The following is a 26,675-nucleotide window of genomic DNA, read 5'->3' as shown; positions in this document are numbered from 1 at the left end:
AGCTAAGTCATTGTTTTATGGTGAGTCCTGCTGGGTTCGAACCAGCGACCTACTGATTAAAAGTCAGTTGCTCTACCGACTGAGCTAAGGACCCCCAAAAGTGTGTGAGGCACCGTTTGCGGAATCGGAACCGCGCGCGGAAGCGCTCAACTAGGCAGGGCTGCGCCATGGGTCAAGCCAATCAGCGCAATTGTTTGCACGAAAGGCAGATTCTTTCGCCGAATGGGGGCAAAACGGACCCGCAAACTGGCGAGCCGCCCACCTGTATCACTCTGCGTGCGCGATAGCCCAATGTTCGGCGATTTCGCGGTTGCGCGGCGCCTTGTCGCGCGCTTTGGTAAGGATTGAACGCGCTTCGGCGACATTGCCCCCCTGCTGCCACAAGGCCCAACCAAGCGTGTCCATAATCTCTGGGCTCGATGGAGCCTGCGTCAAAGCTCGCCGCGCCAACGCCACAGCCTCCTCGTGTTTGCCAAGTTTCGATTTCACAGCCGAGGCATTGTTCAAAAGAGCCGGATCATTCTTACCCTTACCTGCGACTAAAGGCGTGTAGATCGCATCGGCCTTTGCCCAATCACCTGCCCGAATGGCTTTACCCGCTTCAACCATTTCGGCGTTGAGCGATGGCGCTGCCTGGCGCTCTTTTAAAAGAGCCGTGACCCGGTCGACATTTTGGGGGCTGGCGCGTTCGGCCAGTTGCAACGCCATCACCAGGCCGGCGCCATCCATCTGCGGATGATCAATAATCGGAGCAATCGCTGCCCAAGCTTCGCTGAACTTACCCTCTTCACCCAGACTACGCGCTAGCAGTTGGCGGGTCAGCACATCGCCGCCTGTCTCTTTCACATAATTGCCCAGCGACAGGGCCGCCATCGCATGCTGGTCGCGGCGCGCATCGATAAGGCCGCGCAGGCGCACAAATTCGGGCTCGCTCGCCAGGCTTGCAGGGACTTTTTCGATCATCCCGAAAGCGCGATCCAGATCGTCTGCTTCATATGCCATCTGCGCCTCAAACAAGGCCCAAGCAGGCGAGGGTTCGACGCTTTCACCGATTTTGTTGAGCCAGTTATTGGCCGCCTGTTTATCACCGCGATCATTGGCAATCGCAGCCATGGCCAGCATTGCGGTCTGGTCAACGGGGCGAACAGACAGCACTTTTTTGAAGTGGTTTTCAGACGCGACCAAGTCACGCGATGCCAGCATCGCTTTGCCCGCAAACAAATGCGCCTCGTAAACAACCGGAGTGACTTTCAATGCGGGCGCCAGCCGCGCCAAAGCATCATCCACCCGGCCCTGCGCCCAAATCCGATCTGCATCATAGGTGACAAGCACTGGATCTTCCGGAAATTCAGCTAACCCTGCATCGAGCGCGGCAAACGCGTCGGAAACCTCGCCTTGCGCCAGGCGGTACATCACCAAAACGCGGTGCGCGAGCGGTGTATCAATTTCCAGTGTTTCAATCGTTTGCCCGGCCGCTTGCATGTAACTGCCTTCGATCTGAGCCTGAGCCAGCTTTGTGCGCGCCTCTTTGTATTGGGCCGCATCCGATGGCACCTTTTCCAACTCGGTGATCGCGCGGTCGGGTTGGCCAATCGCCAACGCCGCATCAGCGGCGATCATCAACAAATCGGGATTGCCCGGATCCTGTTCCAACCCTGCGGTCGCGTAATCAAGCGCGCTGCGCGGCTCTCCATCGGCGATGGCCTGTTGTGCAGCGGCAAGCGGATCGCTTGGGCCGGTGTCACAGGCAGCGGTCAGAGGCGTAAGGGCAAGCGCCAAAAGGGCGCCTGATCGAAGGAAACGGCTGGTTCTGGTCATAGTGATCGCTCTAGCTGAATTTGTTTAACGGCGGGTTGTTCTAAAAATCTGTCGGGCATTTTTACAAACCATCGGATTGCTCATAGTCGTTAACCCCTAAGAATCGCTGAAAACTGGTGTTTTCGAGCTTTTGGCACGCGAGTTGCTTACTCTATCTTTACCAAGTTTGGTTGTTAATTTTTAACCAGACTTTTCGCTGAAACCTTAACAAGGGGGATAACAATGAAAAACATCACCAAAGCAGCCGCACTTGCTGTTGCAACCGGTGGGATGATGGCGGCAGCGCCAGCATCGGCAACCATTTTTGAATACACTTTGAGCGGCGGCGACATCCTGACCATCGACACCGATGCAGGCACCGGCACTTGGAGCGGCTCACGTCTCAACGTGACGTTCGCCAGCCCCGATTTCGCTGATTTCGAAGGCGGCGAACTGCCCAGCCTTTCAGCCACGCTCAGCTCGATCACCGGTACACGCCGCATCAATGGCGTTTATTATGATCCGTCAGTGGACGCCAACCACCCGCCAATGCTGAACACTCGCGGCGAAGGCACCAAGTGGAACCTCTGGGTGAACTGGGGCGATCCGGTTGTTGCAAGCGATTTCCGTCGCACCATCCAGAGCGTTACCGCAACGGAAGTTCCCGCTCCTGGCATGCTCGGCCTGTTCGGTCTCGCACTTGTGGCTCTCGGCCTTGGCCGTCGTCGTCGCAGCAAGCTTGCGGCGGCCTAAACGACCAGCCGGCTGCTTCAAAACAGACAGAAAGGCGCCTCTCTGGGAAACCGGAGGGGCGTTTTTTTGGCTAATCGGCCCGCGATAAACGCAAATTTGGTTAATCGAATAATCTGTCGAGCTTTTTGACAAACCCGCAAATCGCCAGTTCTGCGTTAACTATCGAATTATGCAGGAACGCTGAGTTCGAGCGATTTTGGCACGCCAGTTGCACCCACTGTGTTCACCACATTGAATTTCTTTTTCGGCGTCATCGCAACAGCGCTTTCGCCAATCACGTATTGAACACCAGACGGGGAATATGATGAAGAACGTTACCAAGACCGCCGCAATCGCGATTGCCGCAACCACCATGGCAGCTGCTTCGCCTGCGTCAGCCACCATTTTTGAATATCGGTTAGGCCATGATGGCGCTCACACGCTGACAATCGACACTGACACCCAAACCGGCTCTGTCACGGGTTCGATCGTCAATGCCAATTTCACCAGCCCTGATTTCGCCAACTTCCAAGGCGGCGAATTTCCGTCCTTGATGGCGACTCTCACTTCGATGACGGGCACTCGCATCGTCAACGGCCATGTCGTTGGCTTGCAAAGCGATCCGCGCCACCCCGAAATGCTGAAAACCAAGCATGATGGGCGCAAATGGAATCTTTGGGCAACCTGGGGCGATCCAGTGGTTGCAGGCGATTTCGTTCGCAAGAACACAGGCTACACCGAAGTTCCCGCACCTGGCATGCTCGGCCTGTTCGGCTTGGCGCTTGTGGCACTCGGCCTTGGCCGTCGTCGCCGCAAGCTGGGCGCTGCCTAAACAAATTCAGGATTGGTCTCCTGCGTGATCGAAGCGCTCTGTCGGCATTCCCGGCAGAGCGCTTTTTCGTGTGCCTCCCATTGAGCCCGATCCTATCTCGCTCTGGCTGCAATATGCGCGATTGTGAGGCCGCTTGTGGGATCGCGCCAGTCTGCTGCAATCATCAAGGCTGGATCGAGCACAAATCGGCGCCTGGCCATTTCGCGGTGCGGTATGGTGAGTACACGTGAGGCGAAAACGCCGCCGCTCCACAGCACAATATCGAGATCGAGCACTCGGTCGCCCCAGGCCTGTCCGCGCCGGCGGCCAAAAGCGCGCTCCATCCGTTTCAGGCCCGCCAATAAATCTGGCGGGCTAAGCTCGCTCTCTAACACACAGGCAGCGTTCGCAAATTTCCTCTGCGCAGGCCCAATAGGAGCGCTGGTGATGACATCAGAACGCGCTTTAACGGTGCCAAGAACCGCAAGCTCCTCCATCGCCGCCCGTGCGACGGCGCGTGGTCTGCCATAGCGAAAATGGCGCCGATTGGACCCAAGCGCGATCAGATAAAGACTGCTCAAAATCCAAGAGCCCGGATCAAATATCCTGCGCGATCCGGCCATAAAGATCAGGCCGGCGATCACGGAAAAAGCCCATGCCGGCCCGGTGTTTTGCCGCGCGCGCCAGATCAAGTGTCGCAAACAAAACGCCAGTGTCTTCTGCGCTGTATTCAGCGACCATATCGCCCCATTCATCGGCAATGAAGGAATGGCCATAAAAGGTCTGCGCGTCGTCCTCTGGCCCTTCGCGGCCAATACGATTGGCAGCAATCACTGGCATGCAATTAGACACCGCATGCCCCACCATCGCGCGCCGCCACATCCGGCTGGTATCTAAACTCTCATCATAGGGTTCAGACCCGATGGCGGTGGGATAAAGCAGCACTTCGGCCCCGTTCAATGCCATTACACGGGCCGCTTCGGGATACCACTGGTCCCAGCAAATCCCGACGCCAACCCGCACCACCGCGCCATCATCGGCGGGCACGTCCCAGGTTTTGAACCCGTCATTGCCTGGGCGGAAATAGAATTTCTCCTCATAACCCGGCCCATCGGGAATATGGCTTTTGCGGTAAGTGCCCATGATCTCGCCATCGGGCCCGATCACCGCGAGGCTGTTGTAATAATGGTGGCCGTCACGCTCAAAAAAGCTGGTGGGGATGGTCACGTTCAGCTTCGCCGCCAGTTCCTGCATGGTGGTAATGCTGGGATGCGAGGCTGCGGGGCGGGCGAGCGCGAACAGAGCCTCATCCTCCACCCGGCAGAAATAGGGCGACGAAAACAGTTCAGGCGGCAGGATCAGTTTAGCGCCAGCCGCTGCGGCCTGCTCAACCATAGCGGAAACGGCAGCGATATTCGCCGCTTCATCATCAGAGCCAAGCGCGAGTTGAAGGGCGGCGACAGTGAGTTTGCTCATGCGCCGCCCAATACCGTCATTCGGGTTTTTGAACAGCAGTGTCATCCGGTCGCTTTCACCGATGGCGCTATATTTTGCCATTTCTTCTTCCGACTGGGCACCAAACCCGAATGAAGGCGGCAGGGTCCACACACCGCCTTCATAATCGGCGGTGTCATCGGGATTGGCGTTGATTTCGGACGTGTCCACCAATTCAAAGCCTTTCCCTTCGAAAAAGGCGATGAGCTCATCCTGCTTAAGATAGCCCATATTGCCATCGGCATATTCATCCGGCGCGTCGGCTTTCGCCCTGTGCTGGACCACACCAAGCATCCCGCCGGGCTTAAGTGCAGCAAGCCAAGCTTCCGCTTCGCCGTCGGCGATGCCCCAGCGTTTCAGATTGTGCATCATACGGAAAACCAGCACGCGGTCGGCTGTGCCCTTCACATCATCGGGGATGGCATTGGCAAAATAGAATGGCAGTTTTTCAGCGGCAATGCCGGTGCTTTCAGCCTGCCTTGCAGAGAAAGTTTCGCTGCCTTCGCGCACGCGTGCGACAAATTCATCGCCCAGTGATGAACCCGCTTCAGGCTCAAAACCGGAACCGATATATTGGCCTTCTTCGGCCACGTAAGGTGCAAGAATGCGCGTATACCAACCGCCACCGGGCGCATATTCGATCACGGTGTGGCTGGGTTCTACTTGAAAGAATGCGAGCGTTTCAGCCGGATTGCGAAACGCATCGCGCGCTGCATCTTCGGCCCGTAGATCAGCGGCAAGAACATCGGAGAGAGCAGAGTTTTCAGCCTCTGTTTGCGTTGCAGGTGCATCACTTTCACCCGCTTCGGGGCTGCAAGCGGCAAGCGCCAGAGCGCTCACAAGCGCCATTGCAGAATATCTCATTTTCTCTCTCCCATGTTCATTCGTGCCAGGATCAGGCTCAGTCGGCTTTCTTGAACAGCAATGTCATCCGGTCGCTTTCGCCAATCGCGCGGTGCTTGGCCATTTCCTCTTCGGATTGGCGACCAAACCCAAATGAGGGCGGCAGGGTCCACACGCCGCCTTCGTAATCGGCGGTATCCTTGGGATTGGCATTGATCTCGCTTTCTGCGGCAAGCTCAAATCCGTTTGCTTCGAAAATGGCGATCACATCCTGCTTGCGCATATAACCGCGCTGGCGAGCGCCATAATCGTCATAGCTCGCCCCTTCAGGCGCCCGGTGCTGGACCACGCCGACCATGCCATCATCTTTCAGCATCATACGAGCAGCTTTGAGCACATCATCAGCGCTGTTACCGATATTGAGCCCGTGCATTGAACGGAAGATCACCACCCGATCAACTGTCCCGGCTGCCTCTTCGGGCATCTCATCAATTTCAAAAGCAGTGACAGCGTCTGCGTCTACACCCATCATTTCAGCGACGCTCGATTTGAACCGCTCGGTCCAACCCTTGGCGCGGGCCTCCTGCGCGCGGTCACGATAGGTTCGCCCATCGCTGTCACCGTTAAATGCGATATATGTGCCAGCGGGCATCATGTAAGGCGCAAGCACACGGGTGTACCAACCGCCGCCGGGGCCGTATTCGGCCACTGTCATCGTTGGCTCGACACCGAAAAATTCAAGCGTTTCAGCAGGCCGGCGATACTGATCGCGCGCGCCATCATCACCGCGTTTGTCAGATGCCAGAACCTCCTCAATCGAAGGCGCGCCTTCGCTATGGTCATCCGCCAATGCGGGAACGGCAAGAGCAATTGCGGCAAGCGGAGCGAGCAGAACAGATTTCATCGGTGTGGTCCTTCGTGTTCAGGTGGTCATCTTGGGATTGATCTGTTCATGGTCTTACGCCGTGACGCTGCAATGACAAGACCCAAGGCTTTGAGCGGGCCAAGCACTGGCAATCCTTGTCGGCCTTCCTATGTCGTTTGTCGAACAGGAGACAATTACGACATGGAACAAGCGATCATTGCAGGTGGATGCTTTTGGTGCACCGAAGCCGTGTTCCGCGATGTGGTTGGAGTGAGCGAAGTTGAAAGCGGCTATATCGGCGGCGACAACGCGAACCCGACCTATAAGGAAGTGTGCACAGGGCGCACCGGACATGCAGAAGGCATTCGCGTGACTTTTGACCCCGCGATCACCAGCCTTGCAGAGATTTACGACATGTTTCTTGGCACGCATGACCCCACCCAGCTTAACCGGCAGGGCGGCGATGTCGGCACGCAATATCGCAGTGCAATCTTTCCCCTATCAGACGAGCAGAGCGCACAAGCGCAGGCCGCGATTGCACGCTGGAATGAAAGCAATGCGGGCACAGCGGTGACGACGATCGAAGGCCTGGAAAACGGCGAGCAGGTCAAGCCGTGGTATCCAGCAGAAGGCTATCATCAGGAATATTGGGAAGGCGAAGGACAGCGCAATCCCTATTGCCTTGCCGTGATCCCGCCTAAGCTAATGAAACTGCGCAAGAGCTTTCAAAACAAGGTGAAAGCCTAGGGCGCTTGCCACCTCGCCGCGAAGAAGCCGTCCAGCCCGCCTTGTTCTGGCAGCATGCCGGGATGAGTGCGCAGCCAGCCTTCGGATGTCGGGGCAATGCCTTCTGGCAATTCGTCTGCGGTTATCGGCGCGGGCGTGAGAGCAAGCGTTTCCGCCGCCCACTCCGCCTGCGCTTCTCCCTCTTCGCGTTCGAGGGAGCACACCGCATAGACCAGCGTCCCGCCCGGCTTTAGCCATCCCGCCGCGCGTTCGATCAGAGCCCGCTGCAATTGTCCCATCTCGCCAATGTGCCGCTCTCCGATGCGGTGGAGCACGTCGGGATGGCGGCGGCAGGTGCCAGTTGCGGTGCACGGCGCATCAAGCAGGATCGCATCATAGCGATGCTTGGGCTCCCAATTGAGAGCATCTGCGCGCACTGTTGATGCCTTCAGGCCTGTGCGTTTGAGGTTGCTTTTGAGCACATCCAGCCGCCGCTTTGACAGATCGAGCGCGGTCACGTTCCACCCATTTGCGGCCAGCGCCATCGTCTTGCCGCCGGGCGCGGCGCACAGGTCGAGCGCATGGCGGCCCTCACCTGTTCCCAGAAGCGATGGCGGTATCTGCGCTGCCAGATCCTGCACCCACCACGCGCCGTCCGCATAGCCGGGCAGCGCCTCAACCGCGGTGCCGCGCGGCACTCTAATATGACCGGGGGCAAGTGAGACGCCGCCCAGCTGCGCTTGCCATTCGCCTGTCTTGGCAAGCTCCTTAACCGCCAGATCGAGCTCGGGCGGGTGGATCAGCCCTGCTGCGATCACCGCGGACCAGCCGCCCCAGCGCGCTTGCACACTCGCAGGCAGAGTGGGCGTATCGGGCAGGCTTGCCCCGCCCTTCATCAGTGCGCCGAACACCCCGTGCGCCAATCGCCGCGGCCCGCCAGACAGCAGCGGCAGGCCGGTCGCGATCACCGCATGCGGCGGTGTCTCCAGCCGCAACGCTTGGGCCAGCATCAGGCGCAGGACCGCGCGCGGTTTTGCATCATGCGGCAAAACCTGACGGGTCGCGCCATCGATCAGCGCATCGAGATCGGTCAGCCACCGCATCGCCTCGCCTGCAATCGCCCGCGCCAGCGCCTGATCGGCAGCGCCGCGCACCTCGCGAAGGGCGGCGGGCGCGGCCTGTTCGAGCGTTTCCCCCCGGCGCAAAACTGCATCGCACATCTTCAATGCAGCGCGGCGCGCGTATATCCCTGTCGGTTGAGCCATCGCCCGCCCCTAGCCGTATGTGAAACCAAGCGCCAGCATGCGCGTTGCCTCTCATATGACCAAACGCAAATCCGCCGCTGCCAAGGCTTTCACCAAACCGGCCCACTGGACCAACGATCCGCCGCCCAAGCCCAAAGCGGTCGATCCGCTCAAGGATGAGCCGCGCGACATCTCCCCCACGCGTTATGGCGACTGGGAGAAGGACGGGATCGCCTGGGACTTCTGACGCCCCAACGCCGCCCCAACACCGGGGTAACTCACAGCCAACCTTCCAATCCGTCCAACCGCCCAATCCGTTCAGTTTCACGGGCCAAAGCCTGAAGCATGGACCGCATGTTACACGGTCCTGGGACTAAAAACCCTTGCCCGCGCCAACAGGCTGATACCGATATGCCTCGCACACTTTTCCCGGGGCACGCGGGGCGAATTTTACCCCGCAGGCACGGTGTAGGAAAGCTTCAAAGAGGTTTGAAGGTCACTTTCAGCCCGTCCTTGGGCTGCGGGATGGGCCATGGCTGCCAATCAGGAGCATAGCCTGCGCCCTCGGTCGGCTCGATCCGGTAACGTTGCAAGAGCTGCGCCAGCAGAACCTTTATCTGCATGTAAGCAAAATGCAGTCCCAGGCACATATGCGCGCCCCCGCCAAACGGTACCCAGGCATATTTGTGCCGCGCTTTCACCTTGTCAGGCGTAAAGCGCATGGGATCAAACATGCGCGGATCATCCCAATATTCATCCGAATAATGGGTCCATTGAATGTTGATCCCGCACAATTGCCCCGCCGGAACCCGGTATCCTTCAAATTCAAATGTCTTAAGCGCGCGGCGCGGCATTGACGGGACAGGCGCCATCATCCGCAAAGCTTCCTTGAATGCCATCTCCAGCATTTCAAGCTTGCCCATATCGTCATATTCGAGCGGGCGCGCCGCGCCTGATCCATCCGGACCTCCTGTGACCGCGATCACTTCTTCGCGCAGCGCTTCCTGCCATTTGGGATGTGTAGCAAGATAATAGAGGAACGATGTCGCAGAACTCGTAATGGTGTCATGTGCGGCCATCATCAAAAAGCTCATGTGGTCCGCCACCTGATCGACCGGCAGTAGCGAACCGTCTTCGCGCGTTGCGGTCGCAAACTGGCTGAACATATCTTGCCCGCCGCCTTCGGCGCGCCTGCGATTGGTTTCGCGGGTTAGAAAATCGACCATAAAAGCGCGGCCATCGACGCCCTTTTTCATTTTTGTAAACGGCAATGGCTTGCGCACAGGCGCGACCGAGGCTTGCACCATATCAACGAAGGCCGTGTTGATCTTGTCCGCCTCTGGCCCCCATGGAATACCAAGAAAACTGTCGGCAGCCAGATCCAGCGTCAATTGCTTGATAGCAGGCTGGAATTGCATCGACCCCGCCCATTTTGACACTTCACGCGCAATTCCAGCATTCAGCGCACCCGAATAATGCCGCATCGGGCCAGGTTTAAATGCGATTGATAAAGCGCGTCTGTCCATCCGGTGGTGGTCAAAATCGAGCAACATCAAACCGCGCGGAAACAATTGATCGAGCACTGGGCCCCAGCCTTGTTCGCTGGAGAAAATTTTGTCCTTATTGAACAAGACCAATTCATTGGCATCCGCGCCGATCAGCGAAACATTCCACCCGCCAAAGGCGTGCGTTTTGTAAACCTTGCCGTAAGTTTGGACCATTCGAGCGGTGTAAGCATGGGGATCGGCGAGCTGTTTGAATGTGTTGCCAACCAAAGGCAGGCCGCGTTCGCCGGGAATATGCGCCAGATCATCATCAGACGGCAGCCCCTCGCTCCAATGGGCGAAAACCGGTTCCTGCGTTTGTGCCTCAGCCGCGCTGGCCATGTCCTGCATCCCTATCTGGTTCGCTTTTGCAACTGATAGGTGGTCTACCAGAACGAAAGGTTAAATCCAGCCGGAAAGCTCGCGCCGGATAAGCGCCTCAAGCATGGCAATGCCGCTGGAAGAAACATTGAGGCAATCAAGCACGGCGTATTCCTCGCCGCCCGCTTCCACAAATTCATCGCGCCCTTCCAGTGCCAATTCCTCAAGCGTTTCCACACAGTCTGCGGCAAATCCGGGCGCGGCAACCACCAGTTTTTTGGTGCCTTTTTCGCCTTCGGCAATCAGTGTCGCATCAGTGGCCGGTTCCAGCCATGCCGCAGGGCCAAAACGCGACTGAAACGTCGTTTCAAACCGCACCCCGTCAAATTGCGGGACGGCGGAAAGCCTCTCACGCAGCAGGCGAGCGGTTTTGTGGCAATGGCAGTGATAGGGATCGCCGCGTTCAAGCGTGCGCTGCGGCATGCCGTGAAAGCTCATCAAGAACACTTCGGGTTTGAACGGCAATCCATCCATCTGCCGGGTCAGGTCTTTAGCGAGCGCATCAAGATAAACCGCATCATCATGATATGGCGGCAAAAACCGCAAGGCTGGCTGCCAGCGCATTTCTTTAAGAACGCGGGCGACCTCATCAAACACGGTCGCGGTGGTGGCGGCGCAATATTGCGGATACATGGGCGCCACCAATATCCGGTCGCACCCTTTGGCCATCAGCTGCGTCAGCCTTTGTTCGATAGAAGGCGAGCCATAGCGCATGGCATAATCGACAATCGCATGTTCACCCAGATCGCGCGCGACCGCCTCGGCCTGGCTCGCAGTGATATCAGCCAGCGGAGAGCCTCTGTCGGTCCAGACTTTGGCATAGGCTTCTGCGCTTTTGCGCGGGCGAGTGTTGAGGATGATGCCGCGCAGGATCGGCTGCCAGGCAATCGGCGGAATTTCAATCACTCGCGGATCGGACAGAAACTGTTTCAGATACCGCTTAACCGCGCCCGGCTCCGGCGCATCGGGCGTGCCCAGATTGATGACAAGCACGCCCACGCTGCCGCTTTTTACCGGCGGATGATCATTTGGCAGCAGCTGCTTTTCCCAAGTCATAGCGCCACCAACGCACCGCAGCGCCAGAATATCCTAGGCTTTGGCTGCGAAAGCGGATTGAGAGGAAGCGGGCGGCGCATCATAACCCGCTGGAAAGTAGGGGCAGACGGCGCAGGCGCAAGCCCGTGGCTGAAAACAGCGCGTTGGCAATAGCAGGCGGCGCGATGACTGTGCCCAATTCGCCCGGATCAGCAGGGGCCGCTTCGCTCGGCAGGAAATCCACTTCAATAAGGGGGCAATCGGCCAATTGCGGCAGCGCCAAATCATCATAGTCAAAGCTTGCCGGTAACCCGCCGCGATACCGCACGGCGCGGCCCAATGCGATGCCGATACCGAATATCAGGCCGCCCTCGATTTGCTGGCGGGCGATATCGAGGTTGATGATCCGGCCAATATCAACCGCAGCTGATAACCGGGTCACGCGCACGCCGCCTTCGCTGCGCCGGGCGGTCGCAACGCACGCAATGCGCGCACCGCTGATGGGATCGCCGATGCGGTGGCAGGCAATGCCCTGCCCGCTCTGGTCGATCCCGCCATCCCATTCAGCCATTTGCGCCGCGCGCTGAAGACAAGCAGCCAGCCGAATATCATCGCCCAGCATGCCGATGCGAAATGTCAGCGGTTCGCGGCCGGCGGAATGAGCGATTTCATCGATAAAGCTCTCTATCGCAAAAGCCGTGTAGCTGTGCGCATTGCCGCGCACCCGGCCAACGGGCAGGCCGATTTCGGTGGGGATATGCTCCACCACCACGCTCGGCATGGTGTAGGCTGGCACTGCGCCTTCGCACGACAAGGGATCACGCACGCCTTCGGTTGATGCGATCGCGGCCCATGGGGTGAGATTTTCGAACAGACGCTTGCCAAATTCGGCTGCGGCTGGCGGGGAAGCAATCCGCATCCGCATCGCATCAATTGCGCCGCTACCTGCTCTAGAAGTTTGCGCGCCCATCAACACATAGGCAGGCGTGCGCGGGCGGGAGCGGATCATCTCATCACGCCGAGACCAAGTCAGCTGCACAGGAACAGGCCCGTCTTTGGCAAGCTCACGCGCGATCACAGCGATTTCGATGGCGTGATCATGCTCTAGACGGCAATCGAAACTGCCGCCTGCTGGCATGGGGTAAAGCGCGACGTCCTCTGTGCGGATGCCGATGGCTCTGGCTGCAGCTGCCCGCGCGCTTTCGGGTGCCTGTGCCGCGATCCACAGGTCAAGCCGTCCATCAATAAACCGCGCCGCAGCGCTGGCAGTTTCCAGCGGGGCAGCGTGAGCGGCCTCTACCTCATACCGCCGGGCAATATCGACGCGCGACAATGCCTCTTTGCCAAATCCCGTTTCCGCCATTGTAAAGGACGCGCCGCCATCCACCTGCGTATCAAGCCGCGCGGCGATGTCATCGCTGTTGACCGGATATTCGGCCGTGAATTGCGGGTCCATTGCGTCAATCGCTCGTTCCGCGCTCCACCAATTGTTTGCCACCGCCGCCAACCATCGTTTGCCTTTGATCGTGGCGATATGGCCTTTGACCGATGCGGCTTTGTCAGCGTCAAATTCGCCCAGCTCCGCCCCATTATTGGGGCCATGGCGGATCGCCGCATAGACCATGCCGGGCAAGCGGATATCGCTGGCAAACTGGTGCGACCCATCCACTTTTGATGGCAGGTCAAGCCGGGGAAAGGCCATCTCGCTGATCGGCTGGCCCGGTATCATCGGCTCGCTATAGGGTTCAGGATTAAGCGGCGCGGTGCCGGGGGCTGATCGCGCCGCTGCAGCCTTTGCCAATTGGCCAAAGGTAAAGCTTTCCTCGCCATAAGAGACCACACCTTTGGCAACCGTGCAGCCCTGCGGATCAACGCCCCACCTTGCGGCGGCTTCCTCTACCAGAACGGCGCGCGCAGCAGCGCCCGCTTCGCGGCAGGGCAATTCATAGGCGGCCACCGACGTGCCATCGGCAGTCGCGCTGAAACGGGAACGCTCGGCAAAGTTCTTGGCAAGATAGGCATCGCTTGCATCAGACAATCCGCCTGCCACCGGATCCCACAAAGCCATCCATTTGGTCGCAAGCGGCACATTGGGATACGCGCCCGATATGCCTGCTGGCTCCACCGCGATCTGCCGCCAATCCGCGCCCATTTCCTGCGCAATGATCTGAGGCAGCAATGTCGTCACGCCCTGACCCATTTCGGTCTGCGGCACCGCGATTGTCACCACGCCATCTTCTGCGATTTTCAGCCAGGCATCAAAGACATGTTCGCCATCAGCGGCCATCAGCGGATTGGGATAGCGGCGCGGCACCAGCCACCACGCGACCAGCAATCCGCCGCCCACGGCAGCGCCTGTGACAAGGCCTCGGCGCGATACCTGCATCTTTTACGCTGCCTCCTTGGCAAGCCAATCGGACAGCCTGCCAGCGATGGCATGAAAAGCCGCAGCTTCCTCGCCATCGCCTGCTGCTGGCGGAGTGCCCGCATCGCCGCTGATCCGCACTGCCATAGCGAGCGGAATGCGGCCCCAGAACGGTATCTCCAAGGCTTTTGCAAATGTCTCCACCCCGCCCTGACCAAACGGATCGCTCACTTCGCCGCAATGGGGGCAGGCGTAACCCGCCATATTTTCAACCAGACCGATGATCGCAACATTACCTTGTTCAAACAATTGCCCGGCCCGCGCTGCATCAATCAAAGCGAGATCTTGCGGAGTAGACACCAGCAGCGCCCCATCGGGTTTGTTGTCCGCCATCATCGACAATTGCACATCGCCTGTGCCCGGCGGCAGGTCGATCAACAACAGATCGGTTTCTCCCCATTCCGCATCGACAAGCTGGCCCAGCGCTTTGCCCGCCATCGGTCCGCGCCATGCGAGCGCTTTACCCGGCGCGACCAAATGCCCCATCGATAATACTTTGACCCCATGCGGGCTTTCCAGCGGGATCAGTTTCTTGCTGTCTTCATCGGCGGCCGGTTTGCGATTTTCAGTGGCAAGCAATTTGGGCTGCGAGGGGCCATAGATATCGCCATCAATCACCCCGACATTGTGGCCCATTTTGGCAAGCGCGACGGCCAGATTGGCGGTCAGGGTCGATTTGCCCACTCCGCCTTTACCCGATCCAATCGCGATCACTCGGCGGCGGCGGCGATCAGCGGTCAGCGCGATGTGCACATCTGTGATCTGGGGATCGATATCGGGCACCGATTTCAATGCATCAGCAATCGCACCTTCCAATGCATCACGCTGCGCGCCGTTCAAATCGCCAGCATCCGCCACAACAATGGCGCGCGCGCCTGTCGCTTTTACAGACTGCACCCGCGATGAAATATCCGCTGGCAATGCGGCCAATAATGCGCTTTCCTGAGCCGTCAGTTCAGTCTTTTGGGTCATTCGCGCCCGCCCTTAACACCAAAATCATCCTTGGCCTGTCCTAATTTCAGGCGCCACCCCTGTTTTTTGCAGATTTGCATACCTATAAGAGTTTCATGCAGTTTTTTGACGGTTTGAAAGAGCGCCTTGGCTTGGCTGGAAAAGGTCTTGCCATGGCTGGGAAAAAGAACCCCTGGGGCGGCGGCGGTGATGAACCGTCCGGCGACAATTCGGGCGGCGATGGTTCTGGTGATGATGGCGAGAAAAAGGGCGGCAATGGCCCTCGCAATCCGTGGCTGCCTGGCGGCGGCGGTGAACCGCGCCGCTCTGCCAGCATCGAAGATATCTTCAAAAACAGAGGCCCCGAAGGTCCGCGGCGCGGCGGCCCCGGCGGCCCCAATTTCCGCATGCCGCAACTGCCCGGTGGGCGCAGCTGGGCTCCGCTGATTATCGCCGGCGCATTGGCTGTGTGGATTTTGGGCACAGGCCTGCATCAGGTCGAGGCGAAAGAAAAAGCCGTTGTCAAAACGCTGGGCGCATATTCCAGTACTTTGGATGCGGGCCTGCATTTGACCGCACCTTTCCCCATTCAAACGGTCGATATCGAAGATGTGCAAACCGTGCGCCCGCTGGTTATCCCCGGCACAGGTGAAAGCGCGAAATTAATCCTGACAGGCGATCAGAACCTCGTTGATCTCAGCTATATCGTGCGCTGGAACATCAAAGATTTGCGCGATTTCAATTTTGAACTGGTCGATCCAGTGGAAACTGTGAACGAAGTGGCCGAAGCCGCCATGCGCGCATCGGTCGCCGAAAAAACCCTCAACGAAACATTCACCGGTGAAGGGCGTTCAGAAATCCAGATCAAAGTGCGCGAACGTATGCAAGCCGTGCTTGATGAATACAAAGCGGGCATCAATATTCTGGGTGTCGAAGTGAACAAAGCTGACCCGCCCAGCGAAGTGGTCGATGCGTTCCGCGATGTTTCTGTCGCCGAACAAAACGCCGATGCTGAACGCAACCAGGCGCAAGGTTACGCGCAGCAAACGCTCGCCCGCGCCGAAGGTGAGGCGGAAGCTTTTGACAAAGTCTACGAACAATACCGGCTTGCGCCCGATGTTACTCGCCAGCGTCTGTATTATGAAACCATGGAAAAAGTGCTGGCCGTGACAGACAAAACCATTGTCGAGGCAGAAGGCGTAACGCCCTATCTGCCGCTGCCTGAAATTCGCAAACGGGCCGCAGCTGCGCCGCCCGCGCCAGAGCCAGCGCCAGCGCCCGCCGCGCAATCCCAACAAGGAGGACAGTGATCATGGACAGTTTCTGGACCACATTTCGCGTTCCCCTCGTCATCATCGCGCTGATTGTCGTCGCGCTTTCGATGAGCCTGTTTGTCGTCAACGAAGAAGAACAGGTCGTCATCATTCAGACAGGCCGGCCGGTTGGCACGATCAACATGGCAGGCGATGGCACTGGGCCGGGCATCAAAATCCGCGTTCCGATCATCCAGTCGGTGCGCCGGATTGAAAAACGTGTGCTTGATCTGGAAATGACCGATGAAGAAGTGCTGTCAAACGATCAGCAGCGTCTGCTTGTCAATGCCTATGCCCGCTACCGGATCGTCGATCCCATTCGCATGGTCGAACGCGCTGGCACCACCGAAGGCGTCACGACCGCGCTTGAGCCAATCTTGAACTCAGCCGTGCGTCAGGAACTGGGCCGCCGCACTTTTGCGGCCATGCTGACCGCAGAACGCGGCAATGCTCTGGCCAATGTGCGCGCCAATCTTGATCGTGAGGCGCGCCAATACGGGGCAGAAGTGATCGATGTGCAGATCAAACGGACCGATCTTCCCACCGGACGCCCACTGGAATCGGCGTTTCAACGGATGGAGTCGGACCGGGAACGCGAAGCGCGCACCATTCGCGCAGCCGGATCCCGGGATGCCCGCGTGATCCGCGCTGAGGCGGACGCCGAGGCCGCTCGCATCTATGCCGAAAGCTTTGGTCAGGACGGGAATTTCTACGATTTCTACCGCGCCATGCAAAGCTACGAACAAAGCTTTGCCAAAGGCGAAGGCCGGGGCGAAAGCTCGATCATACTGTCGCCTGAAAATGAATATCTGCGCCAGTTTCGCGGTCGCCGCTGAACGGGCAGGCGCATCTGGCGGATAGCCCCGACCAAGCGTTGACGGGCTCCTGCCAACGCCATGCGCTTGGTGAGCGTGTTCAAACGCTGTTCAGCGCAAGGTGGGTCATTATGCCGGGGCAAATGACAGATTAAGCGAGGCGGTTCTAATCGGAGCTGGCTCATAACTTGAGGAATTGAAGGACGTGAAAAACGTGCGGTATGTATACGGTCTCACCAGCGCCCTTTTGGTAGGCGGCGCTGCGGTTTCACTCATGGCAGGTCACCCGGCAGGCGCACAGGTTGCGCAAAACGATGCAGGCGTGATGAACGAAATGGTGCCGCGCGCCGGTGCCCCGTCCAGCTTTGCCGACTTGACCGAACAATTGCAGCCTGCGGTGGTGAATATCGCAACCCGCCAGCGGGTCGAAGTGCAGCGCAACCCATTTGCGGGCACGCCCTTTGCCGAAATGTTCAACCGCCGCCGCGGCGGACAAAATCAGGAACCGCAAACGCGCGAGGCGCAGTCGCTGGGTTCCGGCTTTATCATTTCGGCCGATGGCTTTGTGGTGACCAACAATCACGTTGTCACTCCTAACAACCGCGCGACTTTGGAAGAGATCACGGTGACCATGCCCGATGGCACCGAATACGAGGCTGAATTGGTGGGCGCAGACGCTGCCTCCGATCTGGCGGTGCTCAAGATCAAATCCGAACGGACATTCCCGTTCGTTCGATTTGGCGATTCGGCGCAGACCCGCGTGGGCGAATGGGTGGTTGCCATCGGCAATCCCTTTGGCCTTGGCGGCACTGTCACCAGCGGCATCGTCTCCGCCGTCTATCGCAACACCGGCCAAGGCGGTCCCTATGACCGCTTCATCCAAACAGATGCCAGCATCAATCGCGGCAATTCGGGCGGGCCGTTGTTCGACATGCAGGGCAATGTGATCGGCATCAACAATGCGATTTTCTCGCCATCGGGCGGCAGCGTCGGCATTGGCTTTGCGATCCCCGCTGAGATCGCTGCACCGATTGTTGACCAATTGAAAGAAGGCCTCGAGATTGAACGCGGGTTCCTTGGCGTCAGCCTTGAACCGATGAGCGATGATATGGCCGACTCCCTCGGGCTTGCGCGCAACCGCGGCGAATTGGTGCAATCGGTGCAAGGTGACAGCGCCGCCGAGAAAGCCGGGCTGTCTGCAGGCGATATCGTCACCAAAGTGAACGGCAAGACCGTCACCTCGGAACAGACCGTATCCTTCCTCGTCGCCAATCTTGCGCCTGGCACCAGCGTGCCGATCGAAGTGCTGCGCGATGGGCGCACAGTTGCTCTCACTGCGGTTCTGGGCAAGCGTCCTTCGGAAGCTGAGCTGCGCGCACAGGCGCAAACATTCGATCCCGATTCCGATGAGCCGATGAGCCCGGAGGAATCCGATGGCACCATTGAGGAAAAGCTGGGCCTGCAAGTGCTCACGCTCACTCCGCAAATCCGCAATTCGCTGGGTCTTGATGACGATGTAACAGGGTTGGTGATTGGCGCGGTTGACCCCAATTCGGATGCGGGCCGCAAAGGTCTGCGCCGGGGCGATGTGATCCTTTCTGCCAACTATGAAACGGTTGGCTCCGTCGAAGCGCTCAATGCACAAATCGCAGCGGCTGAAAGCGACAATCGCGATGCCGTGCTGCTGCGGGTGCAGCGCCGCGGCCAGCCGCCGCGTTTTGTGCCTGTGCGTCTGCGCTAGGCATTCCATCAAAACCTGAACCAAGCTTGGCTTAAAACCCCGCTGGCATTGCCGCTCGCTATTGTTGCAGCGGCGGTGCTTGCGGGGTTTGTTGTGCCGGTCTTTGTTGTGCTGGTCTTTGCTGAGATTGCCGCTGCTGTGCGGGCGGCGGCCTTGGAGGCGCAGGAGGCGGGCTGCCTTCTGCCGGCAATGCGCCGCCGGTCGCTTGCTCCAGGAAATCCTCGCTAACGGCTGGCGGCGGTTCGCTGGTGTTGCCGGTGCCGCCATCGCCATCCGGGCCAATCAGCCCTTCGCCGGGATTGCGCCGCCCTTGATCACCCCGCCCCTGCTCGATCAGATTGCCCTGTTCATCGATGAAGTAATAATCATCGGGATCGCCGTAGAGATATTCCTCATCGGGTTCCTGCCGCCACGCAGGCAAGTCCAGTTCGGTGTCGAATTTCTCAATCGCGCGGTCTTTCACGGCATAGCGCATATAGGCAGCAAAGGCGGAGGCGGGCGCGCGCCCGCCTTGCAGCCCGCGAACCGTTTTCGCATCATCGCGGCCCATCCACACCCCTGTTGTAATGCCAGAGGAAAATCCGACAAACCAGCCATCCTTGTTGGATGATGTCGTCCCGGTTTTGCCTGCCACAGGGCGCCCAATCTGCGCCGCTTTGCCGGTTCCCGTCGCCACCGCGGTTTGCAACAGGTCGGTCATCCCCGCGGCGACATAGCTTGGCACCAATTGCGACTGGCGCGGTTTTTCGCGCTCATACAAAGTTTCGCCGCTCGCGGTTACAACCTTGGTGATGCCGTAAGGTTCAACCCCCATCCCCTTGGCAGAAACCGAGGCAAAGGCGCGAGTCATTTCCAGCAAGCGCACTTCCGATGATCCCAGCACCATGGATGGGAAAGTAGACACTTTGCTGGTGATCCCAAACCTGCGCGCCATGGATGCAACCGTGCCAAAGCCCACTTCGTTGCCCAATTGCGCGGCTACGGTGTTGATCGAGAACGCAAAGGATGTGCGCAAAGTCGTCTCACCAATATTGCGCCCGCTGGCATTGCGCGGGCTCCACCCATCAATGGTGACAGGCACATCTTTCACCGTATCGCCGGGCGTGTAACCCGCTTCCAATGCGGCGAGATAGACGAACAATTTCCACGATGATCCCGGCTGGCGCATCGCATCTGTGGCCCGGTTGAAATTGGTTTCGACATAATCGCGCCCGCCCACCAGTGCGAGGATAGCGCCATCGCGGTCCAGACTGACGAGCGCGCCCTGCGCCCCGTCGGGTGTGTTTGCATCAATCGATGCGGTGGCCGCGCGCTGCATGCCCACATCAATCGTGGTCCACACCTCCAGCGGCTCGTTGGTTTCAGGCAGCAGGATATCAAGCTGCGGCAAAGCCCAATCAGTGAAATAGCGCACCGAATTTTGCCCCGCCTGCTGTTTCAGCTGCACCGCATCCACATCAACGCTGGCCTGATCGGCAGTGATATATCCCTGTTCGCGCATCAGGCGCAAAACAACGGCCGCCCGGTCCACCGCTTTTTGCACATCGGCGGTGGGCGAATACTTGCTCGGCGCTTTCACCAGCCCTGCAATGATTGACGCCTCGCCAATGGAAAGCTCATTGGCCGGGTGGCTGAAGAATTTGCGGCTGGCGCTGTCGATCCCGTATGCACCGCCGCCAAAATACACTTTATTGAGATAGAGTTCGAGGATCTGTTCTTTTGAAAATTTCCATTCCAGCGCCATCGCCAGAACCGCCTCGCGCGCTTTACGATCAAAAGTGCGGTTGGAATTGAGGAACAGATTGCGCGCCAATTGCTGGGTGATGGTGGATGTGCCGCCAACCCGTGATCGCTCACCGGTAAAACCTTCGATCACAGCGCCTGTGGTGCGCACCGGATCGACGCCGTAATGATCGAAATAGCGTTTGTCCTCCACCGCGATCATGGCGTTTTTCATATTGGCAGGGATGGTGTCGTAATCGAGCCATTCGCCAAAGCTTGGGCCAAGCTCCACAATCTCGCTGCCATCGCGGGCGCGCACCAGAATGGTCTGGGCATTGGTGGTCGTTTTCAGCTGATAGAAACTGGGAATTTCGCGCGCGGCAAATCCCACAGCGCAGGCCAGAAAGATGACGGCCAAAATGGCAAGCGCAAGGCCCCATACCGTCAGCCGTTTGGTCCAGCGCCACAAGGCCGACGGCTGCGCTGCTATCGCACCGCCATTTGCGCCGCCTTTCCTATTGCCCGGTGCAGGACGCTTGCTGCGGCTATTCTGGGATCTAGATGCCCGCTCGGACGCAGCCCGGCGAGAACCGCGCTTGCCCTTGTTTTGCAGACGATCACCGCGTTTTGACATTGTGTGCCTCTACCCCACGCCAATTACCAAGGCATCCACCAAGGCCATTTAACAATGCCTAGCCAAGTTGTAACAGGGCGTGAATATGGCAAAAGAGTGGCAAGGGCCAAACCGGCGCTCAATCATCCCCATCTGCGACAAATTCAAGCGATGCTGAATTGATGCAATAGCGCAATCCCCCTTGGTCCGGCGGGCCATCGGGAAAGACATGTCCCAAATGACCGCCGCATTTGCCGCAGGTCACCTCGGTGCGGATCATCCCAAAGCTAACATCGCGGTGTTCATCAATCGTGTCTTCATCAGCGGGCTTGGTAAAGGCGGGCCAGCCGCAACCACTGTTATATTTGGCCGCGCTGATAAACAGCCGCGTCCCGCAGCCCGCGCAGACATATTCGCCTTCTTCATAGAACTTGTCGTATTTGCCCGTGAACGCGCGTTCGGTGCCCGCTTCGCGCAGGACGTGGAACTGCTCAGCCGACAGGCGCGCGCGCCATTCTTCTTGGGTTAACTCAAGATTTTCTGACATGCGGTTCTCCTTGCCCACTGATATAAGCAACCCGTTCGCGAACTCAATCGGTGACACATATGGGCAAAGCTAGTCAGTGCTTTTCAAATCAAGGAAGTGCGCCAATCTATGTGTCGGTCGAACCTTGGCCCGAATGCTTCAAATTAATGCCGAAGGAAGAACTCACTCTTCGTTGGCATCCCGATCCCAATCAAGAATTGGCGCGTATTGAGTGGATCAACGACAAAGAACTGATTGTTTGGCCAAATGGCAACATCGACGATATCGAATTCCTGATCGACGGCGAAGAGGCTCGCCACAAAGCGTGGAACTTTGATCCACCGGGTTGACTGGGTTCACCCATCAACCTCAGCGTAATGCGCAGGCGGTTTGATCACATCCATGCGTTCAGTCAGCAGCGGACGGAAGCTGGGGCGGCTTTTGAAAACCGAATACCAGCCGCGCGCGCTGTCGTGGCCTGCCCAATCAATCCCGCCCAGATAATCGGCCACCGAAATTTGCGCAGCAGCGGCAAGGTCCGCCATGCTCATCGTCGATCCTGCAACCCACGGGCGCGTGTCGATCAGCCAGTCGAGATAATCGAGATGTCCATGCGCCATTTTCATCGCTTCGCGCAGGCGCTTGCTATCGGGCGGCTGGCGCAGGATGAGGCGTTTTTTCATCCGTTCCGACAACAATGGCTCTGTCACATCGGCGTAGAAATTTTCATCAAACAAAGCGGTAAGCCGCCGGATTTCCGCGCGCTGATCTGCGGTGCCCATGATCATTGGTGCGCGCGTTTCGGTTTCTTCGAAATATTCGCCAATTGCGCGGCTGTCAGCGATCACGACCTTGCGTTTTTCATCGGTCAAAACCGGTGTGCGGCCTGCCGGATTGAGGTTGAAAAACATGTCAGAACCCGTCCATGGATCTTCGCGCACGAGATCATAGGCGATGCCTTTTTCGCCCATCAACAGCCGGATTTTGCGGCTAAAAGGGCATAAGGGGAATTGATAGAGGAACCACATTATGCAGGTGCTTTTGCCTTATCACGGGGCCAAAATCCACCCGCCAAATCGCGCTCAGGCACCGCTTGATCGGGCCGTGTGCAGCGCGCCTTTGGTTTAGTCAGCAGTGCGCGCCCGCGCAACCGCATCGCCCATCTGTTTCGCCATCGCCTCAAGCGCGGGCAGCATCGCAGCAAAGCCTTCGCTCATCGCGCTCATCGTGTTCATTGCCTGGGGCAAGTTTTCCTCGATATCCTCACTCAGATCATCGGGGTTGCGCATGAGATCGCGAACGCGTGTATCGGCGTCAATATCAGCATCCTCAGGCCCTGCTGCACCATTGCTCGCCTGATCAACCGCCTGGACAAATTGCCCAATTTCCAAGTCCAGCATGGTGTTAACAAGCACGCCTGCCACCGCAGTGATCTGATCCTGAAAATCAGGATCGGCCAGTTTGTCAGATATCTCAGCCAAAGCCTCTTCACCCGATGCGGTCTCGCTCAAAGGGGCTTCGGCTGGCGGGTCTTCAGGCAGGGCAGTGTCCTGCGCCAAGGCGCCCGATGGCACGGCAAGAATAAATGTAGCAGCGGCAACAGCAGGCAAAGCGCGCATGGAAAAACCCCTCAATTGTGACGAATTAAGCGGACCCTAGCCCAAAGCCCATGGCCTGTTTCTGAACGCAGATGTTAAATCCCTGATCCCTCTAACATCACGAGGCACGAGGGCATGATCGCTTCTATCTCGCCTGTGTCCCACAGGTTCTGCGCCTCTGTGCTAACCAAGCGCGCAATGCCTTCCCTGTCCAGCCCGGTTTCATCCATCAACCTCGCGATCGAACGCACGAAAAATTCGCGCCCGCGCGTTTTCAGATCGGGCCAGCGCAAGGCTGCCTCATTGCCATTTTCCTGCCCCTGCGCCACCACCGCAAAAGCGGCTGAACAGCGCAGCAAAGCGCGGCTTTCGGGAGAGAGCTGCGTTTCAGAATCCGCAGGGCTAGCCGCCGGAGATTGCGCCGCCATCAATACGGCCAAAAGAGAATGTATAATCATTGCGCTGTCGCATATAGCCCCATGCATGAACCTCATGCTACCGCGCCGCGTGCGAATCCGTTTTTAACAAGGAGAACAACCGCAATGCTCAATCACATCATGATCGGCAGCAATGATATCGAAAAGTCCAAATCCTTTTACACCGCCGTGCTGGGCGTGCTTGGGGCGGGCGAGCCGATGGCGCATGTCAACGACACCGGCCAGACCCGGTTGTTCTACATCCACGATGGCAGCACCTTTTCGGTAAGCGAGCCGATCAATGGCGAACCTGCTGAACCTTCCAACGGCTCGACCATCGGGTTTGTCTGCAATTCGCCAGAGCAAATCCAGCAATTGCATGATGTCGCTGTCGCCAATGGCGGCACTTCAATCGAAGACCCGCCAGGGAAACGCGAAAGCACGATGGGCCCGATGTATCTGTGCTATTTCACCGATCCCGATGGCCACAAAATTTGCGGCATTCATCGGCCGGGCTGAGAACGAGAAACCAAACAAATCCCGCCCTGAGCAATGTCTCATACGGGCGGGATTTGCACACCAGGAGTACAAAATGAAATCGATTAGAGTTCTTGGGCTGAGCACTGCTGTGCTCGCCTTGGCGGCATGTGGAGGTTCGGAAGCGGACGTCGATCAGATGATCGCAGATATGCAGGCCGAAGAGACCGCCAATGCCCTGTCATTCGATGACGGTTACGACATATGCTTCGATAAAGCGCGCGAAACACTGGGCGATGATGCCATGGTGAGCAAACTGACGACTTTGTTCAGCACAGGTGAGGAAATCGACAGTCTGGAAACGCAACCGCGCGGCATGATGAAGACTTGCGACGTTGAATACCAAGACCCCAATGATCCCAAAAAAATGCTCTCGATACGTTACGACAGCAAAGAGGGCGCCTTTTCCGAGCCGCGGCAGCTCGAAATTACTGTGATCGGCGGCGATCCGGCTGATTTTAACGTGGCAGATTATGTCGTGCGGTTTGGTGATGTGAACACCGATGCATTGGATGCCTTTATGAAAAGTCAGGAAGGCGACCTCGGCACTGCATATGGCGATTATGCCTGGAGCAGCATAAATCTTGAAGGCCCCGGAATGATGGACCGCGATCATAAGCTTAGCGTAAGTGTGAAAGGCCGGCTTGCCTCAAATGATGTGAAAGACACTGGCACCGCACGGCTAAAACTGGACGGCAAAACGGTCATCAAAAACGCGCTTTTGCCATGATGTGAGTAGGGGCAGGGCCTCTAGCTTTTCAATTCAAACACAGCGAGTTCAGCGCGCCAATTGGCCCCAAACGGACCAATTGGCGCGTCATTTGCAAAATTCCATGCGCGCGTGATTTGCGCGCCCTTTTCCTGCGCAAGTTCCTTGAAGTCACAGATTGTGACGTGGTGAATATTCTCAGTCGCATACCAACTGACAGGCAGAGCTCGTGTAATCGGCATGCGTCCCCCAAACATTAACGCTGTTCGGGTGCGCCAATGTGCGAAATTTGGGAAGCTGACAAAAACAGTCCGGCCGATCCGCAACATCTCTTCAAGCAAGATATCGGGGCGCTGTGATGTCTGCAGCGTAATTCCCAAAACGGCGTAATCAAACGCGCCATCAGGGTAATTGGCAAGGTCGCGGTCCGCATCCCCTTGCACCACGGAAAGCCCTCGCGCAACGCAGCGTTCCACCTTGGCAGGATCCAATTCCATGCCGCGCGCATCCACCCCTTTGATGCTTGCCAATTCTGCCATAAGCGCTCCGTCACCGCAGCCAATATCAAGCAGGCGCGTATTGGGTTCGACCTGTGCTGCGATAACAGCCAAATCGGGGCGCAATGTGTAATCGGGTGCAGATGCGCTCATTCGACAAACCCCTGCACCACGCGGTACAGCTGGTCGTGCTCCAACAGGAAGCTGTCATGGCCTGCATTGGCGCTCAATTCGACAAAGCTGACCTTTGCGCCCGCTGCATTCAGCGCATGCACGATATGGCGGCTTTCGGCAGTGGGATAGAGCCAGTCTGTGTCAAAGCTGATGAGGCAAAAACGCGCGCCCTTGCCCATACGGTGCGCAGCAAAAGCGTCCGCCAAACGCCCGCCATGCTCCTCGGCTAGATCGAAATAATCCATCGCGCGCGTGATGTAGAGATAGCTGTTGGCATCAAACCGCTGCGTAAAGCCGCTTCCCTGATAGCGCAGATAGCTTTCGACCTGAAAATCCGCTTCGAACCCAAAGCTTTTCTCATCACGATCCTGCAGGCGGCGGCCGAATTTTTCGGTCAGTCCGTCTTCCGAAAGGTAAGTGATGTGCGCGGCCATGCGCGCCACGGCGAGGCCATTATCGGGTTTGGCATCCCCGCCATAATAAGCGCCGCCCGCCCATGCAGGATCGGCCATAATGGCTTGGCGGCCCAATTCGTGAAAAGCGATATTCTGCGCCGAATGGCGAGCCGTTGATGCAATCACCAAAACACGCTCTGCCCGATCCGGCCAATTGGCAGCAAGGCTTAACGCCTGCATTCCGCCCATGGAGCCGCCGACCACTGCGTGCAGCCGTTCAATTCCCAAGCCATCAAGCAAAGCCATAGTCCCGCGCACCATATCCCGGATGGTTATGACGGGGAAATCCATGGCGTAAGGTGCGCCATCTGGGTCCGCGCTCGCAGGCCCGGTGGAGCCCATGCAAGACCCGATGACATTGGCGCAAATGACAAAATGGCGATCTGTATCAATTGGCTTGCCCGGCCCGACCATCCGCAACCACCAGCCCGGCTTTCCCGTCACGGGATGGTCGCTCGCGACATATTGATCGCCGGTCAGTGCATGGCAGATCAGAACGGCGTTGGATTTATCCGGCGCAAGCGTTCCATATGTCTCATACGCGATTTGCGCGCCATCGAGCTCCTGCCCGCAATCAAGCGGTAGAGCGGCAGGCAGCGCGTAGCATTTCGAGGCGGAAGCGGCAGTCATCAGGGCACGCGGATTGGGCCACGGCAGCGCGGCTGTCAATTGCGCTGTTTTTTAGTGGCAAGAGCGGTTATGCGCGCAACA

At 58.1% G+C, this 26,675-nt stretch carries 26 protein-coding genes and 1 tRNA gene; 10 read left to right on the top strand and 17 right to left on the bottom strand.

Features of this window, described 5'->3' with window-relative positions:
- Positions 1-18: 18 nt before the first annotated feature.
- Together AC0V6L_RS07485 and AC0V6L_RS07480 are read right to left on the bottom strand one after the other, a co-directional pair.
- Positions 19-94: transfer RNA gene (locus tag AC0V6L_RS07485), tRNA-Lys, on the bottom strand.
- A gap of 173 nt (positions 95-267) precedes the next feature.
- Positions 268-1,818: a tetratricopeptide repeat protein gene (locus AC0V6L_RS07480; RefSeq protein ID WP_486153673.1), complete on the bottom strand. Its 1,551-nt coding sequence runs from the start codon at positions 1,816-1,818 to the stop codon at positions 268-270.
- Positions 1,819-2,040: 222 nt separating this feature from the next.
- Here AC0V6L_RS07480 and AC0V6L_RS07475 point away from each other — a divergent pair, with 222 nt between their 5' ends.
- Together AC0V6L_RS07475 and AC0V6L_RS07470 are read left to right on the top strand one after the other, a co-directional pair.
- Entirely contained in the window at positions 2,041-2,550 is a 510-nt protein-coding gene (locus AC0V6L_RS07475) for a PEP-CTERM sorting domain-containing protein (protein WP_486149724.1), read from the top strand.
- 301 nt (positions 2,551-2,851) lie between these two features.
- A complete protein-coding gene (locus tag AC0V6L_RS07470; RefSeq protein ID WP_486149722.1) occupies positions 2,852-3,361 on the top strand; it encodes a PEP-CTERM sorting domain-containing protein in 510 nt (169 codons plus the stop codon).
- A 92-nt stretch (positions 3,362-3,453) separates the two neighbouring features.
- On the opposite strand, the gene folK is transcribed toward AC0V6L_RS07470, so the two are convergent.
- The 3 genes from folK to AC0V6L_RS07455 form a co-directional block, all read right to left on the bottom strand.
- Positions 3,454-3,921 (bottom strand): 2-amino-4-hydroxy-6-hydroxymethyldihydropteridine diphosphokinase, encoded by a 468-nt coding sequence (gene folK / locus AC0V6L_RS07465; protein ID WP_486153672.1) that lies wholly within the window; start codon positions 3,919-3,921, stop codon positions 3,454-3,456.
- Positions 3,922-3,937: 16 nt separating this feature from the next.
- A complete protein-coding gene (gene aguB, locus AC0V6L_RS07460; RefSeq protein WP_486155072.1) occupies positions 3,938-4,816 on the bottom strand; it encodes an N-carbamoylputrescine amidase in 879 nt (292 codons plus the stop codon).
- A 919-nt stretch (positions 4,817-5,735) separates the two neighbouring features.
- Positions 5,736-6,581 carry a class I SAM-dependent methyltransferase gene (locus AC0V6L_RS07455; protein ID WP_486153671.1) on the bottom strand — a complete coding sequence of 282 codons (846 nt, stop codon included), beginning with the start codon at positions 6,579-6,581 and terminating at the stop codon, positions 5,736-5,738.
- A 162-nt stretch (positions 6,582-6,743) separates the two neighbouring features.
- On the opposite strand from AC0V6L_RS07455, the gene msrA reads away from it, so the two are divergent.
- Entirely contained in the window at positions 6,744-7,289 is a 546-nt protein-coding gene (gene msrA, locus AC0V6L_RS07450; RefSeq protein ID WP_486153670.1) for a peptide-methionine (S)-S-oxide reductase MsrA, read from the top strand.
- On the opposite strand, the gene AC0V6L_RS07445 is transcribed toward msrA, so the two are convergent.
- Positions 7,286-8,533, bottom strand: a complete 1,248-nt coding sequence (locus AC0V6L_RS07445) for an RsmB/NOP family class I SAM-dependent RNA methyltransferase (protein WP_486153669.1) — start codon at positions 8,531-8,533, stop codon at positions 7,286-7,288. The two genes, msrA and AC0V6L_RS07445, sit on opposite strands and share 4 nt — an antisense overlap.
- A 37-nt stretch (positions 8,534-8,570) precedes the next feature.
- Between AC0V6L_RS07445 and AC0V6L_RS07440 the strand changes: the two genes are divergently transcribed.
- Positions 8,571-8,759 (top strand): DUF1674 domain-containing protein, encoded by a 189-nt coding sequence (locus AC0V6L_RS07440; RefSeq protein WP_486153668.1) that lies wholly within the window; start codon positions 8,571-8,573, stop codon positions 8,757-8,759.
- Between the two features lie 232 nt (positions 8,760-8,991).
- On the opposite strand, the gene AC0V6L_RS07435 is transcribed toward AC0V6L_RS07440, so the two are convergent.
- The 4 genes from AC0V6L_RS07435 to AC0V6L_RS07420 all read right to left on the bottom strand — a co-directional run bounded on the left by AC0V6L_RS07435 (position 8,992) and on the right by AC0V6L_RS07420 (position 14,869).
- A complete protein-coding gene (locus AC0V6L_RS07435) occupies positions 8,992-10,398 on the bottom strand; it encodes a cytochrome P450 (protein WP_486153667.1) in 1,407 nt (468 codons plus the stop codon).
- A 60-nt stretch (positions 10,399-10,458) separates the two neighbouring features.
- Positions 10,459-11,493 (bottom strand): ferrochelatase, encoded by a 1,035-nt coding sequence (gene hemH / locus AC0V6L_RS07430; RefSeq protein ID WP_486153666.1) that lies wholly within the window; start codon positions 11,491-11,493, stop codon positions 10,459-10,461.
- 79 nt (positions 11,494-11,572) lie between these two features.
- Positions 11,573-13,858 carry a molybdopterin cofactor-binding domain-containing protein gene (locus tag AC0V6L_RS07425; protein WP_486153665.1) on the bottom strand — a complete coding sequence of 762 codons (2,286 nt, stop codon included), beginning with the start codon at positions 13,856-13,858 and terminating at the stop codon, positions 11,573-11,575.
- A 3-nt stretch (positions 13,859-13,861) separates the two neighbouring features.
- Positions 13,862-14,869, bottom strand: a complete 1,008-nt coding sequence (locus tag AC0V6L_RS07420; RefSeq protein WP_486153664.1) for an Mrp/NBP35 family ATP-binding protein — start codon at positions 14,867-14,869, stop codon at positions 13,862-13,864.
- Positions 14,870-14,964: 95 nt separating this feature from the next.
- On the opposite strand from AC0V6L_RS07420, the gene hflK reads away from it, so the two are divergent.
- The 3 genes from hflK to AC0V6L_RS07405 all read left to right on the top strand — a co-directional run bounded on the left by hflK (position 14,965) and on the right by AC0V6L_RS07405 (position 18,717).
- A complete protein-coding gene (gene hflK / locus AC0V6L_RS07415; RefSeq protein ID WP_486153663.1) occupies positions 14,965-16,158 on the top strand; it encodes a protease modulator HflK in 1,194 nt (397 codons plus the stop codon).
- 2 nt (positions 16,159-16,160) lie between these two features.
- Complete coding sequence (gene hflC / locus AC0V6L_RS07410) at positions 16,161-16,997, top strand: protease modulator HflC (protein WP_486149700.1); 837 nt, start codon at positions 16,161-16,163, stop codon at positions 16,995-16,997.
- A 184-nt stretch (positions 16,998-17,181) separates the two neighbouring features.
- On the top strand, positions 17,182-18,717 hold the full coding sequence (locus AC0V6L_RS07405) for a Do family serine endopeptidase (RefSeq protein WP_486149698.1): 1,536 nt from the start codon (positions 17,182-17,184) through the stop codon (positions 18,715-18,717).
- 58 nt (positions 18,718-18,775) lie between these two features.
- Here AC0V6L_RS07405 and AC0V6L_RS07400 read toward each other — a convergent pair whose 3' ends face one another.
- Together AC0V6L_RS07400 and msrB are read right to left on the bottom strand one after the other, a co-directional pair.
- Entirely contained in the window at positions 18,776-21,073 is a 2,298-nt protein-coding gene (locus AC0V6L_RS07400; RefSeq protein ID WP_486153662.1) for a transglycosylase domain-containing protein, read from the bottom strand.
- A gap of 118 nt (positions 21,074-21,191) precedes the next feature.
- Complete coding sequence (gene msrB, locus AC0V6L_RS07395) at positions 21,192-21,599, bottom strand: peptide-methionine (R)-S-oxide reductase MsrB (protein WP_486153661.1); 408 nt, start codon at positions 21,597-21,599, stop codon at positions 21,192-21,194.
- Between the two features lie 146 nt (positions 21,600-21,745).
- On the opposite strand from msrB, the gene AC0V6L_RS07390 reads away from it, so the two are divergent.
- Positions 21,746-21,928, top strand: a complete 183-nt coding sequence (locus tag AC0V6L_RS07390; RefSeq protein ID WP_486153660.1) for a hypothetical protein — start codon at positions 21,746-21,748, stop codon at positions 21,926-21,928.
- Between the two features lie 6 nt (positions 21,929-21,934).
- Here AC0V6L_RS07390 and AC0V6L_RS07385 read toward each other — a convergent pair whose 3' ends face one another.
- The 3 genes from AC0V6L_RS07385 to AC0V6L_RS07375 form a co-directional block, all read right to left on the bottom strand.
- Positions 21,935-22,606 (bottom strand): glutathione S-transferase family protein, encoded by a 672-nt coding sequence (locus AC0V6L_RS07385; protein ID WP_486149692.1) that lies wholly within the window; start codon positions 22,604-22,606, stop codon positions 21,935-21,937.
- Between the two features lie 96 nt (positions 22,607-22,702).
- On the bottom strand, positions 22,703-23,197 hold the full coding sequence (locus tag AC0V6L_RS07380) for a hypothetical protein (protein WP_486153659.1): 495 nt from the start codon (positions 23,195-23,197) through the stop codon (positions 22,703-22,705).
- 74 nt (positions 23,198-23,271) lie between these two features.
- A complete protein-coding gene (locus AC0V6L_RS07375; protein WP_486153658.1) occupies positions 23,272-23,634 on the bottom strand; it encodes a hypothetical protein in 363 nt (120 codons plus the stop codon).
- Between the two features lie 84 nt (positions 23,635-23,718).
- On the opposite strand from AC0V6L_RS07375, the gene AC0V6L_RS07370 reads away from it, so the two are divergent.
- Together AC0V6L_RS07370 and AC0V6L_RS07365 are read left to right on the top strand one after the other, a co-directional pair.
- The gene (locus tag AC0V6L_RS07370; protein WP_486153657.1) at positions 23,719-24,111 is read left to right on the top strand and encodes a VOC family protein; all 393 of its coding nucleotides are present in this window, start codon (positions 23,719-23,721) and stop codon (positions 24,109-24,111) included.
- 73 nt (positions 24,112-24,184) lie between these two features.
- The gene (locus AC0V6L_RS07365) at positions 24,185-24,859 is read left to right on the top strand and encodes a basic helix-loop-helix domain-containing protein (RefSeq protein WP_486153656.1); all 675 of its coding nucleotides are present in this window, start codon (positions 24,185-24,187) and stop codon (positions 24,857-24,859) included.
- Between the two features lie 20 nt (positions 24,860-24,879).
- On the opposite strand, the gene metW is transcribed toward AC0V6L_RS07365, so the two are convergent.
- Positions 24,880-25,488, bottom strand: coding sequence for a methionine biosynthesis protein MetW (gene metW / locus AC0V6L_RS07360; protein WP_486153655.1), 609 nt, complete (start codon positions 25,486-25,488; stop codon positions 24,880-24,882).
- A complete protein-coding gene (gene metX / locus AC0V6L_RS07355) occupies positions 25,485-26,594 on the bottom strand; it encodes a homoserine O-acetyltransferase MetX (RefSeq protein WP_486153654.1) in 1,110 nt (369 codons plus the stop codon). The genes metW and metX overlap by 4 nt, the downstream gene beginning before the upstream one ends.
- Positions 26,595-26,675: the final 81 nt, after the last annotated feature.

The organism is Erythrobacter sp. JB1-15 (assembly GCF_057365035.1).
This window is presented reverse-complemented; position numbering and strand designations above follow the sequence as displayed.

Bases quoted from the DNA above. Each gene is read 5' to 3' on its own strand.
- AC0V6L_RS07475 (WP_486149724.1), top strand. From the start codon at position 2,041: ATGAAAAACATCACCAAAGCAGCCGCACTTGCTGTTGCAACCGGTGGG.
- AC0V6L_RS07420 (WP_486153664.1), bottom strand. From the start codon at position 14,869: ATGACCCAAAAGACTGAACTGACGGCTCAGGAAAGCGCATTATTGGCC.
- hflC (WP_486149700.1), top strand. From the start codon at position 16,161: ATGGACAGTTTCTGGACCACATTTCGCGTTCCCCTCGTCATCATCGCG.
- AC0V6L_RS07400 (WP_486153662.1), bottom strand. From the start codon at position 21,073: ATGTCAAAACGCGGTGATCGTCTGCAAAACAAGGGCAAGCGCGGTTCT.
- AC0V6L_RS07480 (WP_486153673.1), bottom strand. From the start codon at position 1,818: ATGACCAGAACCAGCCGTTTCCTTCGATCAGGCGCCCTTTTGGCGCTT.
- AC0V6L_RS07425 (WP_486153665.1), bottom strand. From the start codon at position 13,858: ATGCAGGTATCGCGCCGAGGCCTTGTCACAGGCGCTGCCGTGGGCGGC.
- AC0V6L_RS07445 (WP_486153669.1), bottom strand. From the start codon at position 8,533: ATGGCTCAACCGACAGGGATATACGCGCGCCGCGCTGCATTGAAGATG.
- AC0V6L_RS07375 (WP_486153658.1), bottom strand. From the start codon at position 23,634: ATGATTATACATTCTCTTTTGGCCGTATTGATGGCGGCGCAATCTCCG.
- metX (WP_486153654.1), bottom strand. From the start codon at position 26,594: ATGACTGCCGCTTCCGCCTCGAAATGCTACGCGCTGCCTGCCGCTCTA.
- AC0V6L_RS07455 (WP_486153671.1), bottom strand. From the start codon at position 6,581: ATGAAATCTGTTCTGCTCGCTCCGCTTGCCGCAATTGCTCTTGCCGTT.
- metW (WP_486153655.1), bottom strand. From the start codon at position 25,488: ATGAGCGCATCTGCACCCGATTACACATTGCGCCCCGATTTGGCTGTT.
- msrA (WP_486153670.1), top strand. From the start codon at position 6,744: ATGGAACAAGCGATCATTGCAGGTGGATGCTTTTGGTGCACCGAAGCC.
- AC0V6L_RS07385 (WP_486149692.1), bottom strand. From the start codon at position 22,606: ATGTGGTTCCTCTATCAATTCCCCTTATGCCCTTTTAGCCGCAAAATC.
- AC0V6L_RS07390 (WP_486153660.1), top strand. From the start codon at position 21,746: ATGCCGAAGGAAGAACTCACTCTTCGTTGGCATCCCGATCCCAATCAA.
- AC0V6L_RS07370 (WP_486153657.1), top strand. From the start codon at position 23,719: ATGCTCAATCACATCATGATCGGCAGCAATGATATCGAAAAGTCCAAA.
- AC0V6L_RS07380 (WP_486153659.1), bottom strand. From the start codon at position 23,197: ATGCGCGCTTTGCCTGCTGTTGCCGCTGCTACATTTATTCTTGCCGTG.
- AC0V6L_RS07365 (WP_486153656.1), top strand. From the start codon at position 24,185: ATGAAATCGATTAGAGTTCTTGGGCTGAGCACTGCTGTGCTCGCCTTG.
- AC0V6L_RS07435 (WP_486153667.1), bottom strand. From the start codon at position 10,398: ATGGCCAGCGCGGCTGAGGCACAAACGCAGGAACCGGTTTTCGCCCAT.
- hemH (WP_486153666.1), bottom strand. From the start codon at position 11,493: ATGACTTGGGAAAAGCAGCTGCTGCCAAATGATCATCCGCCGGTAAAA.
- hflK (WP_486153663.1), top strand. From the start codon at position 14,965: ATGCAGTTTTTTGACGGTTTGAAAGAGCGCCTTGGCTTGGCTGGAAAA.
- aguB (WP_486155072.1), bottom strand. From the start codon at position 4,816: ATGAGCAAACTCACTGTCGCCGCCCTTCAACTCGCGCTTGGCTCTGAT.
- msrB (WP_486153661.1), bottom strand. From the start codon at position 21,599: ATGTCAGAAAATCTTGAGTTAACCCAAGAAGAATGGCGCGCGCGCCTG.
- AC0V6L_RS07440 (WP_486153668.1), top strand. From the start codon at position 8,571: ATGCGCGTTGCCTCTCATATGACCAAACGCAAATCCGCCGCTGCCAAG.
- AC0V6L_RS07470 (WP_486149722.1), top strand. From the start codon at position 2,852: ATGATGAAGAACGTTACCAAGACCGCCGCAATCGCGATTGCCGCAACC.